The sequence below is a fragment of the Paenibacillus sp. J22P169 genome, assembly GCF_059691995.1.
Window position 1 is genome coordinate 336,905 of the sequence record NZ_JCAUAO010000004.1, and the last position, 15,273, is coordinate 352,177.

Annotated in this window: 15 protein-coding genes; 9 read left to right on the top strand and 6 right to left on the bottom strand. The window is 47.4% G+C overall.

The window, feature by feature from the left end:
- Positions 1–1,175: 1,175 nt before the first annotated feature.
- On the bottom strand, positions 1,176–1,421 hold the full coding sequence (locus AC58QG_RS21710) for a hypothetical protein (protein ID WP_497364210.1): 246 nt from the start codon (positions 1,419–1,421) through the stop codon (positions 1,176–1,178).
- Between the two features lie 118 nt (positions 1,422–1,539).
- Here AC58QG_RS21710 and AC58QG_RS21715 point away from each other — a divergent pair, with 118 nt between their 5' ends.
- Genes AC58QG_RS21715 through AC58QG_RS21730 form a run of 4 tightly spaced genes read left to right on the top strand, consistent with a single transcriptional unit; the run spans position 1,540 to position 5,396 of the window.
- A complete protein-coding gene (locus tag AC58QG_RS21715; protein ID WP_497364211.1) occupies positions 1,540–2,793 on the top strand; it encodes a DUF445 domain-containing protein in 1,254 nt (417 codons plus the stop codon).
- Between the two features lie 27 nt (positions 2,794–2,820).
- Positions 2,821–3,660, top strand: coding sequence for an ABC transporter ATP-binding protein (locus tag AC58QG_RS21720; RefSeq protein WP_497364212.1), 840 nt, complete (start codon positions 2,821–2,823; stop codon positions 3,658–3,660).
- On the top strand, positions 3,593–4,357 hold the full coding sequence (locus AC58QG_RS21725) for an ABC transporter permease (RefSeq protein WP_497364213.1): 765 nt from the start codon (positions 3,593–3,595) through the stop codon (positions 4,355–4,357). The genes AC58QG_RS21720 and AC58QG_RS21725 overlap by 68 nt, the downstream gene beginning before the upstream one ends.
- A gap of 13 nt (positions 4,358–4,370) precedes the next feature.
- Positions 4,371–5,396: an ABC transporter substrate-binding protein gene (locus AC58QG_RS21730; RefSeq protein ID WP_497364214.1), complete on the top strand. Its 1,026-nt coding sequence runs from the start codon at positions 4,371–4,373 to the stop codon at positions 5,394–5,396.
- Positions 5,397–5,458: 62 nt separating this feature from the next.
- Here AC58QG_RS21730 and AC58QG_RS21735 read toward each other — a convergent pair whose 3' ends face one another.
- Together AC58QG_RS21735 and AC58QG_RS21740 are read right to left on the bottom strand one after the other, a co-directional pair.
- Complete coding sequence (locus AC58QG_RS21735; RefSeq protein WP_497364215.1) at positions 5,459–5,911, bottom strand: bactofilin family protein; 453 nt, start codon at positions 5,909–5,911, stop codon at positions 5,459–5,461.
- Positions 5,908–6,924: a peptidoglycan DD-metalloendopeptidase family protein gene (locus AC58QG_RS21740; RefSeq protein ID WP_497364216.1), complete on the bottom strand. Its 1,017-nt coding sequence runs from the start codon at positions 6,922–6,924 to the stop codon at positions 5,908–5,910. The genes AC58QG_RS21735 and AC58QG_RS21740 overlap by 4 nt, the downstream gene beginning before the upstream one ends.
- Positions 6,925–7,110: 186 nt before the next feature.
- Between AC58QG_RS21740 and AC58QG_RS21745 the strand changes: the two genes are divergently transcribed.
- Positions 7,111–8,304 (top strand): YCF48-related protein, encoded by a 1,194-nt coding sequence (locus AC58QG_RS21745; RefSeq protein WP_497364217.1) that lies wholly within the window; start codon positions 7,111–7,113, stop codon positions 8,302–8,304.
- A 46-nt stretch (positions 8,305–8,350) separates the two neighbouring features.
- Here the strand turns inward: AC58QG_RS21745 and AC58QG_RS21750 are convergent, their stop codons facing one another.
- Positions 8,351–9,190, bottom strand: coding sequence for a MurR/RpiR family transcriptional regulator (locus AC58QG_RS21750; protein ID WP_497364218.1), 840 nt, complete (start codon positions 9,188–9,190; stop codon positions 8,351–8,353).
- Positions 9,191–9,373: 183 nt separating this feature from the next.
- Here AC58QG_RS21750 and AC58QG_RS21755 point away from each other — a divergent pair, with 183 nt between their 5' ends.
- Genes AC58QG_RS21755 through AC58QG_RS21770 form a run of 4 tightly spaced genes read left to right on the top strand, consistent with a single transcriptional unit; the run spans position 9,374 to position 13,522 of the window.
- Positions 9,374–10,234, top strand: coding sequence for a DUF8171 family membrane protein (locus tag AC58QG_RS21755; RefSeq protein WP_497364219.1), 861 nt, complete (start codon positions 9,374–9,376; stop codon positions 10,232–10,234).
- On the top strand, positions 10,231–11,967 hold the full coding sequence (locus AC58QG_RS21760) for an ABC transporter ATP-binding protein (RefSeq protein ID WP_497364220.1): 1,737 nt from the start codon (positions 10,231–10,233) through the stop codon (positions 11,965–11,967). The genes AC58QG_RS21755 and AC58QG_RS21760 overlap by 4 nt, the downstream gene beginning before the upstream one ends.
- Positions 11,945–12,745 (top strand): energy-coupling factor transporter transmembrane component T family protein, encoded by an 801-nt coding sequence (locus AC58QG_RS21765; RefSeq protein WP_497364221.1) that lies wholly within the window; start codon positions 11,945–11,947, stop codon positions 12,743–12,745. The genes AC58QG_RS21760 and AC58QG_RS21765 overlap by 23 nt, the downstream gene beginning before the upstream one ends.
- A 27-nt stretch (positions 12,746–12,772) precedes the next feature.
- Entirely contained in the window at positions 12,773–13,522 is a 750-nt protein-coding gene (locus AC58QG_RS21770; RefSeq protein WP_497364222.1) for a PHP domain-containing protein, read from the top strand.
- 42 nt (positions 13,523–13,564) lie between these two features.
- Here the strand turns inward: AC58QG_RS21770 and AC58QG_RS21775 are convergent, their stop codons facing one another.
- The gene (locus tag AC58QG_RS21775; protein ID WP_497364223.1) at positions 13,565–14,059 is read right to left on the bottom strand and encodes a hypothetical protein; all 495 of its coding nucleotides are present in this window, start codon (positions 14,057–14,059) and stop codon (positions 13,565–13,567) included.
- A 27-nt stretch (positions 14,060–14,086) separates the two neighbouring features.
- Positions 14,087–15,265, bottom strand: coding sequence for an MGDG synthase family glycosyltransferase (locus tag AC58QG_RS21780; protein WP_497364224.1), 1,179 nt, complete (start codon positions 15,263–15,265; stop codon positions 14,087–14,089).
- Positions 15,266–15,273 lie beyond the last annotated feature (8 nt).

A 15,273-nucleotide genomic window follows, 5' to 3' on the forward strand; every position in this document is an offset into this window, starting at 1 on the left:
TGCAGCAAATGCAGCATCCCTTCGAGTAATCAACCATCCCCCATCACCTAGCCCCCCAATGTAATTAACTGAATTTCCTCCAGTTAATTCTGCAGTATTCTGCCGTTTACGACGATTAACTGGATTTTATACAGTTATTCGCCCCCGATTTGGAGAAACAGAAGTAATCTGGCAAAATTAACTACATAATTTCCATCTAAATCCAAATGCGAACGAAATAACACGAAATTAACTACATAATTTCCAGTAATTTTTTGCATGGGAGCGGTGCGGAATGGAGTTGCAGTGGATTGGAGCACAAATATTTAGCTTGTTGAAACAATGAGAGTGACTGTGGCGGAAAGATGAATATGTGGAGGTCCAGCAACCAGGTTGCAGGAATACAACATCCCTTCGAGTAATCAACCATCCCTATCACCTAGCCCCTAGCCCCCCAATGTAATTAACTGGATTTCCTCCAGTTAATTCTGCAGTATTCTTCCATTTACGGCGAATAACTGGATTTTATACAGTTATTCGCCCCCAATTTGGAGAAATAGAAGTAAACTGGCGAAATTAACTACATATTTTCCATCTAAATCCAAATTCGAACGAAATAAGACGAAATTAACTACATAATTTCCAGTTATTTCGTGCATGGGAGCGGTGCGGCATGGAGTTGCAGTAGATTGGAGCACAAATATTTAGCTTGTTGAAACAATGAGAGTGACTGAGGCGGAAAGATGAATATGTGGAGGTCCAGCAACCAGGTTGCAGCAATACAACATCCCTTCGAGTAATCAACCATCCCCCATCACCTAGCCCCCCAATGTAATTAACTGGATTTCCTCCAGTTAATTCTGCAGTATTCTGCCATTTACGACGATTAACTGGATTTTATACAGTTATTCGCCCCCGATTTGGAGAAACAGAAGTAATCTGGCGAAATTAACTTCATAATATCCATCTAAATCCAAATGCGAACGAAATAACACGAAATTAACTACATAATTTCCAGTTATTTTGTGCTTGGGAGCGGTGCGGAATGGAGTTGCAGTGGATTGGAGCACAAATATTTAGCTAGTTGAAACAATGAGAGTGACTGAGGCGGAAAGATGAATATGTGGAGGTCCAGCAATCAGGTTGCAGCAAATACAACATCCCTTCGAGTAAGTAGCCAGTTCCCACCAGCCCAATCAGCCCAACAGCTCCACCAGCCGTATCAACGCCCCCAGCCTTATCAGCTCCCCCAGCCTTATCAGCTCCCCCAGCCTTATCAGCTCCCCCAGCCTTATCAGCTCCCCCAGCCTTATCAGCTCCCCCAGCCTTATCAGCTCCCCCAGCCTTATCAGCTCCACCAGCCCTATCAGCGCCACTAGCCGTATCAACGCCCCCAGCCTTATCAGCCCCACCAGCCCTATCACCTCCACCAGCCCACCCAATTCCCAGCATTCCGCCCACAATTTCGCCCCATCAACCCCGCTACCACGTTTCCTTCCAATTTGTGATAAAATAGAAAGAATGATTCATCAACCTCACGCGGAAAGAGATGTTACTACGATGAAAAAAGAAGCAAAGTATATAGCAACCGTTTCACTTGGCGTTATGGGCGCGGGCTTTCTGGCTACGCTGCCTTCAGCAGTTTCCTCACAAGTATGGGGCACGTTCCTGCAAGGTGGGTTCGAGGCTGGGGTTGTCGGCGGTTTGGCCGACTGGTTCGCAGTCAGCGCCCTGTTCCGTCATCCGCTCGGCATTCCCATCCCGCACACGGCGCTACTGCCGAATAACAGGGAGAAGATTACGAAAGCGCTCGTCTCCACTGTTCAGAATGAGCTGCTCTCCAAAGAAACCATTCGCGCACGCTTGCAGCAAATTCATTTCTTGGAGCGTGGCCTAGAGATCGCAGACAAGCAGCTGGACAATGCATCTCTGCACAAAGGGCTCACTGCGCTAGCCAAGCAAGCTCTACAAGCGATTGATCTAGAGAAATTCACCCCTCTCTTAGCAGAGGAAATTCATAAAGCGATTCAAGACGTGGACACAACTCGTCTCGTAAGAACGCTCATCACGACCATCGAAGACGGCGGCTACGATGGCAAAACATTAGATTTTGTCCTCGATAAAGCAGCAGCGTGGGCGATCAAAGCGGATACACGCGACCAATTAGGCGCGATGGCGATCAAAGCGTTCGAAGGCTTGCAGTCCAATGGCTTCATGGCTTTTGCTGTAAATGCGTTTATCGGTATGGTGAACGAGGAGAAGATCGGCGGTATCATTCAGAATTTCGTGCTGAGCTACATCGACCAAATGCGTATGAAGAATCATCCGCGCCGGGAGTCTGTGCTTACTTTCATCCGTAACGAGCTCCACAAGCTGGAACGCAATCCACAGCTTCTAGCGGAGCTAGAGTCACTAAAATCCAAGCTTCCTGAGTTGTTTGACCTCGATGAGAAGCTAGCTCTTTTACTTGCAAAGCTCAAAGAAAAGGCCGAAAACTTCGTGGATCAGCCTGAGTTTGTCCCTGTTCATGTGGTGCCAGTCCTTCGCAAAATGCTTACATCCATACGTGAAAACCCAGATATGCTGCACAAGGGTGAGGACTGGATTCAAGAGCAGATCGCATCTTATGTGGAACAAAATCACAGTAAAATCGGCCAATTGGTGAAAGAGAACCTAGACAAACTCGACAACGAGAAGTTAACGGTTCTGATGGAGGAGAAGATCGGCAGCGATCTACAATGGATTCGGGTGAATGGGGCGATTTGTGGATTTATCATTGGGTTAGGCTTGGCAGGCTTGAAAATGTTATTCTAATGCGACAAACGTAGGGGATGAGAGAGCTTGATCGAGATAAAGGGAGTCAGCAAGACGTTCGTCCAACGTATCGGCGGCAGTTATCAAGCGTTGGATGACATCACATTGACGATAAATAAAGGGGAGTTCGTCTCCCTGCTAGGCCCCTCAGGCTGTGGGAAGTCGACGGTTCTGAACCTTGTCGCGGGCTTTGATACACAGTCTGAAGGCCTAATTCAGGTCAATGGGAAAAAGGTAACAGGCGCCGGTGCGGATCGCGTCGTCGTCTTTCAAGAGCATGGGCTGTTCCCATGGCTGACGGTTCTAGACAATGTCGCCTTTGGCCTTAAGCAGAAGGGGATTGCGAAGAAAGAGCGTCTCGAGATGGCGATGGAACAGATCAAAGCCGTGCATTTAAGCCGCTTCGCGGATCGTTATCCGCACGAGCTTTCAGGCGGAATGAAGCAGCGGGCAGCCATTGCCAGAGCGCTGGCGATGGATCCGGAAATATTGCTGATGGACGAGCCTTTTGCGGCCCTTGATGAGCAAACACGTCTTATTTTGCATAAAGAATTGGAAGAAATTTGGATGCGTACGCGCAAAACGATTCTCTTCATTACCCACAATATTCGTGAAGCGGTCATTCTGTCAGATCGGGTTTTGGTCATGTCTACACGTCCCGGCACGATCAAGAAAGAGTTCTCTGTCAAAGCAGCGAGACCTCGCGACAGCGCAGATTCCGTGCTCCATCATATGGAGGCGTTGATCATGGACGCCTTGGCGGATGAGCTGGAGAAGGTTGTGAGAGAGGAGACGGGTGATGAGTACAGCATTAAGAAGAACGATTTTTCTGGTACTGCTTCTGATAGCTTGGGAGGCGGGATATAGGATTTTCGGGTGGGGATGGAAATTCCCTTCCGTTTCGCAGACGCTGCAAGCCTTCTACGACGGTATCGTACACGGCGAACTGCTGCAAGCAGCAGGTGCAAGTATGTTGCGATTGCTCATTTCCTTTGCACTTTCTCTCGCCATAGGGACAACATTAGGGTTTCTATTTGCTCGCTATCGCTTACTCGATGACACACTTGGTTTCCTCGTCGTTTCTTTGCAGACAATTCCTAGTATTGCTTGGTTGCCTTTTGCTATCATTTGGTTCGGTCTTAACGAATCTTCAGTTATTTTCATTACGACGCTCGGAGCCACCTGGACGATGGCTTTAGCGAGCCGCACGGGCATTAAGAATATTCCGCCGATTTATTTGCGCGCAGCTCAGACTATGGGGACGGGAAATGGCTTCAATCTGTTCATTCAAGTCATGATTCCGGCGGCTTTTCCACATTTGATCAATGGTGTTCGTACTGCATGGGCATTCGCTTGGCGGGCACTTGTTGCAGGCGAGCTCATCGCGAAGGGGGCGGGGCTAGGACAGCTTTTGCAGGACGGACGGAATCTTGGTGACACCTCGCTGATGCTCTGTATCGTCATTATTATCGCTGTGCTAGGTACGGTTTCAGACCATTTCTGCTTCAAAAAACTAGAAGATAAAGTGCTAGAGCGCTACGGCCTCGCTGGCTCCAAGTCGTAGGGGAGTGAGCGGTATGAGAACAAGCATCAAACTGTTCCTGCTACTGCTGCTTGTGGTTACATGCCTAAGCGCCTGTGACGAGAAGCTGACAGCAACAGGCAAGCCACAGGTCGTTCGGGTCGGTGTTTTCAAAAATGTAACCCATGCGGCCGCCTATATCGCGCTGGAAAAAGGCTACTTTGCCCGCGAATGGGGCGAAGAGGTGAAGATCGAGGTGACACCCTTCGACAATGGATCCGATCTGTCCATCGCGATGGCGACGGGGGATATCGACATTGGTTTCGTAGGTCCAGGGCCAGCGACTACATTTTTCTTGAAAAGCGGCAATTTCCGCGTTGTCTCCGGATCCAATAACGGCGGCGCGGTGCTGGTGGCAAGATTGGACACAGGGATTCAATCCGTCACTGACTTAAAAGATAAAACCATCGCAATTCCCGCCAAGGGGAACACGAATGAAATATCACTGCGGTTGCTGCTTCAGCAATCCGGTATTGCACTAGGGAGAGGCGCAGATAACGCGCATCTCATCGTACGTTCACCAGCGGATACGCTGATCTCTTTCCGTCAGAAAGAAATTGACGCAGCCTTAGTCCCGGAGCCATGGGGAACTCAGATCGAGAAGGCAGGGCTCGGTAAAGTCGTCGTTGATTGGCAGGCGATCCCGCCGAACCATGGCGACTATCCAACGGTGATTATGGTGGCCAGCGATACGTTTATCGCTAAGCACCGTGATATCGTGAAGGGCGCGATTAAAGCCAATGTAGACGGGATTACGTTCATTCAGAACAATCCTGACCAAGCTTACGATCTGATCAACAATCAGTTGAAGAAATACAGCGGCAAGGGTATGGATAAAAGCTTGATCAAAGCTTCGCTTAGCCGCTTGAAACTAACCACTGACGTTGATGTTAAGGTGATGGAGGAGATGGCGAAGGTATCGATCGGTGCAAGATATATCAAAGGCATTAAGCCAGAGAAGCTGGATCTTAGCCCCTTCGTGGATCTTTCCATACTGGCCGAAGTGAAGGCTGGGAAATAAGAAAGAGCTCGTCGCATCTGCCTTAGGCGGATGAAGACGAGCTCTTTGTATATAATGCTGCTCTAATTCCCACCAGAAGCAGCTTGTTGCTCATTTTTTTGCTGCTTATGCGCCTTGGCATCGATGACCTTGCCGCTGCCACTTTTGTCACCTTGTACCGTAGCTGCATTCATTGCACTGCTCCCTTGGAAGATGCCACCTTCCTCGATAATGAAGGAACGCACATCAATATTCCCAATCAAAACGCCAGAGCTTGTCACAATCAGCTTGCCCTTGGTATAAATATTACCTTTCACTTTACCGGCCACGATAATATCGCGGGCATTGATATTGGATTGTACGACAGCGTTTTCACCAATGGTGATGTCACCGGCACATTCGATATCGCCGTTCAATTGGCCCTCAATGCGAAGACTAGCTTCAGATATGATTTTGCCTTCACAGATCGTACTGCCTCCTATCAGGGTATCCGTTGTTTTGGTATCGATTCGTTTCAATTTGGAACTTCCAATCATTTGCGTTCATCCTTTCGATCAGAAATGAGATAGGGTTTAGGGTCAATCTGTACACCGTTTTTATGAACTTCATAATGAAGATGGGAGCCCGTGCTGCGTCCGGTAGAACCAACGAGACCGATCTGTTGACCTTTAGTTACTGATTCTCCGCGTTTTACGAGTATTTTATTCAAATGCATATACTCCGTTTCAATACCTCTAGAGTGATCAACAATGATGTAGTTTCCAAACTCGCCATCATAACCCACAGCGATGACTTTCCCTGCGGCAGTTACGAAGACAGGGTCGTTGTATTCGCCATCGATATCATACCCCGTATGCATGGAAGGCCGGAATGTAAAAGGATCTATGCGGATACCAAAGCCGGAGGTGATACTATGCGAGGTGATGGGCCAAAGCGTTGGTGTAATACTGCGTAGACGCTCGGCTTCTTTAATTTTGGCTTCCGATTCATTTAGATTGACGAGGAGAGCATTAATATCGCCAACTAATGAAAAAAGCCCTTGCTTGGTGTTGCTAACGAGGGTAGATACACCATCCGTTGTGACAGGCACATCGCTGCCGCCAACATCAACGTTCGTTCCATGTACGGGTTTGGTGCTCGGGGTGCTCGCAACTTTTTTGCTTGTCCCGTTTATGCTTTCTGGCTGACTCATGAGTTCGATCACATGATCAATTTTCTTGATTTCCTCTAGCTTGACCTTAAACTCATCGGCCTGCTGAGCCAGGTCAATCAAATCAATTTGCAGTTGCTCAAGTTCACTTGTTTTATGTGTAATTTGATCAACCAACTGACGTTCTTGTCCATCGAAAGCTTGCTGCATACTGGTTTGAGTTTGATGAGATCGGGTATTCATCAAGTAAATGGTCACCAAAAAACCCATCAGTACAAGCAGGAGCACACTAGGCACAATATACAGACTACTGTGCGGAAGCTTGAATCTTACGGTATGGCGGTTGGCACCCGGAATGATCATGAAGGTGAGTTCCTTTTTGCCCCAAATGAATTTCAACAGATCCTCCTCCCTTTCCGTAACTATGTCCCCCTTCTTGTTTACGATTGTATTCCACAGCGGGATGAGTCATGCCTAATTTTTTGGACATGGGGGGAAGATGTTAAGGAAGTGAGTTCAACTTTTCCCTCCTGGGGAACGTCTATGAAATATCAACTACACATGCAAGTGAAGGGAGTAATGCTAATGTTAAAAAGGACACTGCTGCTGTTGGCGATAACAACTATTGCCTTAACGGGGTGTAAATCATCTGGACCAACAAGCGGAAACACGACAGTTTCTGAATCACCTATACCAAGTACAGTGGCTACAACGGGGCCATCAACAAACCCTGCGACACCTAGTGCGGAGCCGACAACCGTACCTACGAAAGGCAGCGATGGCACAACGCCCACAACAATGAAAGGAGTAACTGCGCTAAGACTTGCTGATGCTCAAAAAGGTTGGATTGGCGGCAAAGGCTATATCGCTCATACCGATGATGGTGGTGTGAAGTGGAAGGTACAATATACGGGGGTTGGTGAAGTTGGGCAGCTATTTGCTCTGAATGCTCAGGATGCGTGGGCAACCGAAGATGGTACGGGGAAGCTGTTAAGCACCCATGATGGTGGCGCCCATTGGTCGGCAATTGGGACTGTTCCGAATCAAGCGTTCCTCCACTTCGTATCGAAGCAGGAAGCCTACAGCGGCAATGCCCAGACCGTGGATGGCGGTATTAAATGGGTGAAGCTTCCAGTGCCCACAGGTGTGCAAGGGGATGCTTATTTTCATGATAAAAAGAATGGCTGGGCTGTCCGCCAAGTGCAGGATACGATCGAAGTATTGCGGACGCAGGACGGCGGGCAAAATTGGAAGCCCGTCATGTCACGCAAAACCGTGGCGACATTGACTGGCACCGTCATTCGTTCGGCTGGCGTGGATGACGCATGGATAGAGCTGATTGGGGAATCGGGGATGTCGCAAACGTCGTATTCGCTGTTTCACACGAAAGACGGCGGCAAGACCTGGCAGACCGTGCTGGTGAACAGCACGGCTGGTGGAGGACCGGCCCCTGGATTCCCTATGGGGGATACCACGGGGCCGAAGAACACGGGCTCGAAGCCCGGCCCTCTCTACGTCGTGAACACCGACGTAGCATTCATGGGCGGCAGCTGCCCGGCGTGCGACAAGCCCAACTCCGTCGGCTGGACGAAGGACGGCGGCAAAACCTGGGTGAACGGTACGGAGTCGTTCACAGGGTACGGCGAGCTGCTGCTCGGCATGGCAGACGCGAATAGCGGCTGGCTCATCACGAATGATAATGAGCAGCCGATTGTCATGTACACCACCCGCAACGGTGGTGTGAACTGGAGTAAGGTGCATACGTTCGATGCACCTTGAGGCAAAAGGCCACCGCGGCTGTCTTCGCGCGGTGGCCTTTTCAAGTTTAACGCTTATATTGCAACGACGATGCGTGCTTCTGTCGCAAGTCGTATAAGCGCTGCAAATGTGGAATAGCGCGCTGTTCGTCTTGCTTGGCGAGCGCGATGGTTAATGAATCAATAAGCGCTACAGGCGCTACCATTGAATGAAATTCCTGCCGTTCTCCTCTACAGGTATATAAGACATTGGTAGCCGCATCTACAAGTTCTGAAACTAAGAGATCAGTAACGAGAATGGAGGTGCAGTTCGTTTCCTGTGCCATATCAAGAAGCAGCTTGGCTTCCGGTGGTGTGTTGGAAAAACCGAAAACAATGAGCACGTCATTCTCTCTAATTTGGGAGACCCACTCGAACAGTTCAGAACCGCCTCGACTAATATGGTTGACACGATAACCGAAACGGTTCAATCGAAAATGCAGCAATTCACACAGAGCATGGGAAGGTCCAGAACCGTACACGAGGATTTGGTTGGCTTGCATAATGGCTTGTACAGAACGATTAAAATCTTCCCGCGATAATCGTTCCATCGTTACAGCGAGATGATTCATTTCAAGCTCTATCATTTTCCCTACGATATCGTCGTCAGCTACCTTTTGCAGCTTATCTTTCATTTTTAACGCAGGCGTTGGGACGGCTTCTTCTTGCAGTTGGCGTTTGTATTCTTTGAAGTTCACATACCCGACTGCTTTCCAGAACCTAGACACAGTTGCGATGCTGATTCCTGATTGATCAGCAATATCTTGTTCGGTCATATAAGCAATCTGATGGGTGTTCTTTGTAATAAAATCAGCAATTTTTTGATGTCCTGCGGATAAAGCTTCTGCTTCAAATCGTTTGAATGTCACGCGTATCATCCTCCCGTAGACAGTTTTACCATAATAGCGTGAATACCTCAATAGTAAAATGAAATAAAAATTACATAATAATATATAATGAAATAATTTTTACAAAACCGATAAACTGGCTTAACGCACATTTAACACTTCCCAATTACCATAAAGTAGAAGATGAAATTGGGAGGTTATGAGATGAGTAAAACATTAACGAATCAACAGCGGCGGAATCAATCACAAAATTTAATGGTCTTCGTTTTATCTATGGCTCTTTTCGGATTAGCAGATTTGGTAACGGAGTTGATTCCTGACGTAGGGTTCGGACCGATAGAAATCGGTGTCCCGTACTTCGGGTTTGTTGCACTCATTCTTGTTATGTTATTCAACCCTTTTTACGCAGCCCTCGGCGCGGCAATAGGTGAAGTTATTTTCGGAGATTTACTGATGGGGGATTTCGGTGGGATCGGGGAATTTGAAGGTGTACTAACGTTGTTTATCGGCCTCTATATTGCCGGCCTATTGGTTACCAATCCTAAAAGCAAAGTTAACATTGCCATCGCAGGATTGATTGGTATAGGTATCGATCAGATGCTGAGCGGTATAGCAGATATTATTAAAGTCTCTGTGGGTGTCAAAGAATTTGAAGCCATTGATGGATTGCCGCAAAGTATTGTTCTTCTTGAATTAATCGAAAATGTGAATGAATGGATCGTTGCAGGATTAATTGTAGGGATAATCCCCGCCATGTTTATGATTCCTAAGCTGTACGGTAAGCTGGAGCCGTTGCTGGGCATGAAGCCGCGTACCAATGGGATGTACCGAGCAGCGGCGGGATCAGTACTTACCCTTAGTGTTGGCGTATTCATCGTAGCCGTGTTGCTAGGCATATTGGGCGAGTCTATTGAGCTTGGCGAGTGGAAGCCAGATTTCGTTGATCAATTCGGAGGCGGCTTTATCTGGGTTGGTATCGGTATCGCGGCATTGGTTGCTGTCGCTGTCACTCTAATTGGGCTTGCTTCACGTCGTGGAAATGGCTCTCGTGTAGAGAGATTATGATGACCACGGATTGTGTCGTTGAACTTAGGGATGTATCGTTCTGCTATCCTGGTTCGGAGCGCATGGCGCTTCGCCAGGTTTCCCTTACGATAAACGCAGGGGATTTTATTGCTGTGATGGGTAGCAATGGAAGCGGCAAATCCACGTTGTGCAAAGCGTTGAATGGGCTGATTCCACACTTTTATGCAGGTGACTTTGATGGGGAAATTAACGTATGTTCATTGGATCCGCTTCAAAGTACGGTATCAGAGATGTCAAAGCTCGTAGGCTATGTGTATCAGGATTTCGAAAATCAATTGGTTCGACCTACCGTGATCGAAGAATTGATTTTTGCCAGGATGAATTACGGATATGCGGATTATCGTGAGAAAGCATTTTACATCATGGAGCTGCTAGGTTTAACTTCGATTCAGCATAAATACATATGGCAGCTAAGCGGGGGGCAAAAACATATGGTTGCTCTTGCAGCCGCCATTGTCATGGAGCCGGCCATTCTCATTGTGGATGAGCCAGCGGCACAGCTTGACCCGTTGAATGCCGTTCATATTTATGAAGCGCTCAGAATCATGAACGAGAAGTTTGGAACAACGGTCATTGTGATTGAGCACCATACCGAATTTATAGCGGAATATTGTAAGCATGCCATTCTGATGGATCAAGGTGCCCTGGTCTGGAAAAAAGAAACCGCTAGCGCGCTCAATGAAGTTGAGGTCTTGCTTGCACGAAATATTTATCCACCGCAGGTTACGCAAGCTGCTTATCAGCTTCAGCCAGAACGTAAACCCTACCCTGTTCGGCTTCAGGAAGGAATAGACGTATTCAGGAGTCAGCTTGACGAGTTGGCATTAAACCGTGTTCAACCCCATATTCACGAAGAAAAACGGGATCTCATTGCCCAGTTTCGGAACATTTCACAACGGTATCTAACCGTAGTGGAGCGTTCCGAGAAAACCGTTCTTAACCAGATTAACCTCGATTTCTTCGAGGGAGAACGTATCGCACTTGTGGGTGGGAATGGAGCTGGGAAATCGACGTTGCTGAAGTTAATGACGGGGTTGATGAAACCATCTGAAGGCAAGGTTTACGTATTCGGTAACGATACTTGCAAGGCAACGCCAGAGCGATTAGCCGAGGAAGTGGCCTTCATTTATCAGCAGCCAGAGGAAATGTTCATCACGGATAATATTCGCTCGGATATTGCTTATTTTCGGAAAGCACGTAACGTGTCCGATTACAATGACTATGTGGATCAATTACTCGAAGATTTTCGCTTGAAGGAAATTCAAGAGTATGACGGCAGATTACTTAGCGGAGGGCAACAGCGAAGGGCTTCGCTTGCAATTGGTATGGGCATGTATCCAGAGCTGTTGCTGCTTGATGAACCAACGGCTAGTCTAGATGTAGCTAGTCGTAAGCAAGTTGTGAACATGCTGAGTCAAATTGGCAGTAAGGTGAAAACAGTTGTCATTGCAACTCATGATATGCAGCTTGCGGCGGACTGGGCGAACCGCATTATCGTACTTGGGCAGGGCGAAGTAATGGCAGATACGACGGCGCAAGCTTTATTCACTGACCCCATACTCATGAACAAGGCAGGGCTGCAGCCTCCGCAAATTGTATCGCTTAGCCTTGCAATTGGCATGCATCCGCCGGCTTTGAGTGTAGACGCATTTTGTGCAAGGCAGCACTTGCTGAGAGGGGAAGAGACACGTGATCAACAAGCTGTTAACTAATCTATCGATCGAGCGGCTCAAGCTGACCCTGCTTAAAATCGTTTTTGTGCCAAACACAACGTTTTTAACTAAATTTGACCCGCGCGTGTTATTGCTGTGGTATATGCTTTTCGCCATCATTCCTTGGTTTATTTATGACCAAGCGCTGCTTATTGTCTTATTTATGACGATGCTCGTGCTCGCACTAATCTCGCGCGTCAGCGGACTCGTCATGGCTTTAATGGCTTTTAGCACCATATGCAACTTGTTGTATTTGGTTGTTCTGACCCTAATCCTCGGCGGTGATATACAAGCTTTTACGGCTATGATTACTTTGACGTTAAAGCTGTTATCTGTAGCATTAGTCAGTGTTGCGGTGTTTACCAGTCTCAATCCGGAAAAATTCAGCGACGCGCTATTAAGTCTGGGGCTGCCCGCTCAAGTATGCTTTGGCATCTCTTATGGGTATCGCATGATCCCCATATTAATTGAACAGTACCAGCATATTATATACTCCTATCGTCTTCGAGGCCGCATACCGGAAGGACGTGTGAAGAAGCTGTATTATTTAGCTAAAATTGCTATTCTTGCCTTCTATCCCATGTTGCTGAACACAGCCAAACGTACGCGTACGACAGTAGAGGCTCTTGAAGTGAAAGGCTTTACTTACTCTCTGCATAGTAAAGAGGCCAAAAGAATGAAATTATCCTATCTACAATTATCTTATAAAGATGGGGTGTTTATTGGTGGAACATTGCTGTATTTAATAGGCATTTATGTCATGGGGACGATCGTTTAATAGGAGATCAGAAAAGAGGAGAAGATCATGTGGATTGATTTTCATACACATACGAAAATGTCCAAAAAGATTGATTTTTCAATCGATTACTTTATGAAAATGGTGCGCAGCGCTCAAAAAAACGGTTTGGATGCGCTAGCACTAACGGAGCATTTTAACACAAAACGCTATGAAGATATTTACACAACACTAAATCAGCATTTCATGTATCGCCATGATTACTATGATGTGGATGGTTTTAAGGTGTTCGCTGGGATGGAAGTTGATATTCGAGAGAAAGGGCATATCCTTTTAATTGGAAACCGTGAGGACATTCGGACCCTTCATAAGGGATTTGCGGGTAAGACAGAGAAAACGAAGTTTCCGACATTTGAAGAAGTGCTGGGTACTGCCGAACAATTCAATGTGCTTAAGATAGGTGCTCATCCTACTCGAATCTCCACACCGCTTACCCATTTGAGTGATGAACAATTACGACGGTTTGATGCGTTTGACCTGAACGGGAAAGATGTGGCTAAGCAGAAAGATACGGTTGCAAGATTACAGCAGTTGGGACAAAAGTTGGGTAAGCCAGTTGTATGCGGGAGTGATTCGCACTTGCCAGTTCAGTTTGGATGTGTCAGAAACAGATTATATAAGGACTGCGAGACCATTGATGATCTGCGTCAATGTCTCATAGAACGTCAATATGAGGTTAACGTATCCGACTATGCTGCGCTAAAAGTGTTCGCCGCGCGGTTTGTGAAACGCACCTTGAAGCTAGCGGGTCAATGTTAATTGAATGAACCGGTTTATACAGATGGATCCAAGCCTACCTAATCACTTCGTAGGCGTATCACTTCCGTTTCCATTCCCGTTCGTCCCATTCGTATTTTTTCCGTTAAAGAACGTCGAAGTAAGATCGCGAAGCTTCTCCATGAACTTCCCGTAGCCGTAACCAGTCAGAAAGGCGAGTGAAATACGCGCTGGCATAGAGTCGTCGACCTCGAGAATCATAATCCCGCTCTGGAATAAAATAATGGTAATAATTGCAGAGCCGAAGCAAAGAATAGGACGCATGAGGTACCAGTAGATCCACTGTGTGGTGAGCTCTTGATAATGCTCATGAAACATGCGCAAGCCGTACAGCGCGCCACCTAGCGCACCTGCGAAGCCGAAGATCGCATACTCATGAAAGAGGAGAAAATCAACGCCCATCACTTTCTTCTCAAAGGTTTTACTGCCAAGCACAGCCATCATCCAGAGGCTGCCGACAAACCAGATCAATAAATAGGCGAAAATAGCCTGCTTGCCGTATCGGTGAATGGGATTCATAAGAAAACACCGCCCTCACAATGGATATTACCATTGTATGAGCGGTGTTTTTGATGATGCCTGAATATAAGAACGCTTATCCGACTGTTCAAGGTACGCAATGATCGCGGTTGCGCAGCTTTGTTCTTCCTCATTCTGCTCTTCACAAATGTCCGTTCTACGTTGAACGAGTTCGGGATATTGTTCAAGCAGTAGTTTAAACCAGTGGTCAATCATCGCAACCGATGTGATGCGTTGTCCGTACCCATTTTCCTGAAAATAAGTGCAATTTTTCTCTTCCTGTCCGGGAATTGGGCTGTAGAACAGCATGGGGATACCTTTGGCCATCGCCTCCGTGCAAGTCATCCCGCCTGGCTTCGTAATCAGCAGATCGGAAATATCCATCAGCTTGCTGATTTCGGTTGTGTAGCCAATGAGATGGACGTTCGGTTGACGGAAGACCTCTTCCTCCAGCAGCTGGAGGCGCGCCTTTTCATTGGTCCCCAGACAGATCAGCAACTGTATATCCTTGCTCCAACTCGCTAAATAAGTCAGTAGTTCCTCTTTCTCTTCCTTCTTAAACACACCCCAGCCTCCGCCCATGACCATGACTGTAGGCATAGCTTTAAGACCAAATTCTTGACGAATATGTTCTTTGCTATGTGCCTTGCGGAAATTGGGGTGAACCGGAATGCCGGTCACCTCAATACGCTTGTCCTGAACGCCGCAATCCATGAGACGCTCTCTAACAAGTGGTGTGGATACCAGATATTTGTCTACAGCCGAGTCTATCCAAGTGCCATGCACATCGTAATCGGTGATCACGGTGAAGAGAGGTATATCCAGTCCCGCGCGTTTCAACCTAGAGACAATGATGCTTGGGAATGGATGTGTACAGACAATCAAATCCGGCTTCAACTGCTTGATGACGGCTTTCGTCCGTGAATAGAAGATGCGATGCAGCACGAGACTGGCTACGCGACTCGGCCTTTTATCATAGTGATTTCGATAGAGCATACCGTACAGTCTGGGTTGTGATGTTACCGTGCGGCGGTATGCCGAGAAGACCCAAGGTGCTAAGGTAGGATGCAAAAAAGCGCCAAGCTCAATCACGCGGGTAATCATGTCTGACGAGGATTGCCGAAGCTCGCCAGATAGCGCATGAGCTGCTTGTGTATGACCTTTCCCGAAGCCCTCGGATAATAGCAAAATCCGTTTTTTACGCAAGGAACTCA

Bases quoted from the DNA above. Each gene is read 5' to 3' on its own strand.
- AC58QG_RS21745 (WP_497364217.1), top strand. From the start codon at position 7,111: ATGTTAAAAAGGACACTGCTGCTGTTGGCGATAACAACTATTGCCTTA.
- AC58QG_RS21735 (WP_497364215.1), bottom strand. From the start codon at position 5,911: ATGATTGGAAGTTCCAAATTGAAACGAATCGATACCAAAACAACGGAT.
- AC58QG_RS21715 (WP_497364211.1), top strand. From the start codon at position 1,540: ATGAAAAAAGAAGCAAAGTATATAGCAACCGTTTCACTTGGCGTTATG.
- AC58QG_RS21770 (WP_497364222.1), top strand. From the start codon at position 12,773: ATGTGGATTGATTTTCATACACATACGAAAATGTCCAAAAAGATTGAT.
- AC58QG_RS21730 (WP_497364214.1), top strand. From the start codon at position 4,371: ATGAGAACAAGCATCAAACTGTTCCTGCTACTGCTGCTTGTGGTTACA.
- AC58QG_RS21755 (WP_497364219.1), top strand. From the start codon at position 9,374: ATGAGTAAAACATTAACGAATCAACAGCGGCGGAATCAATCACAAAAT.
- AC58QG_RS21760 (WP_497364220.1), top strand. From the start codon at position 10,231: ATGATGACCACGGATTGTGTCGTTGAACTTAGGGATGTATCGTTCTGC.
- AC58QG_RS21725 (WP_497364213.1), top strand. From the start codon at position 3,593: ATGAGTACAGCATTAAGAAGAACGATTTTTCTGGTACTGCTTCTGATA.
- AC58QG_RS21775 (WP_497364223.1), bottom strand. From the start codon at position 14,059: ATGAATCCCATTCACCGATACGGCAAGCAGGCTATTTTCGCCTATTTA.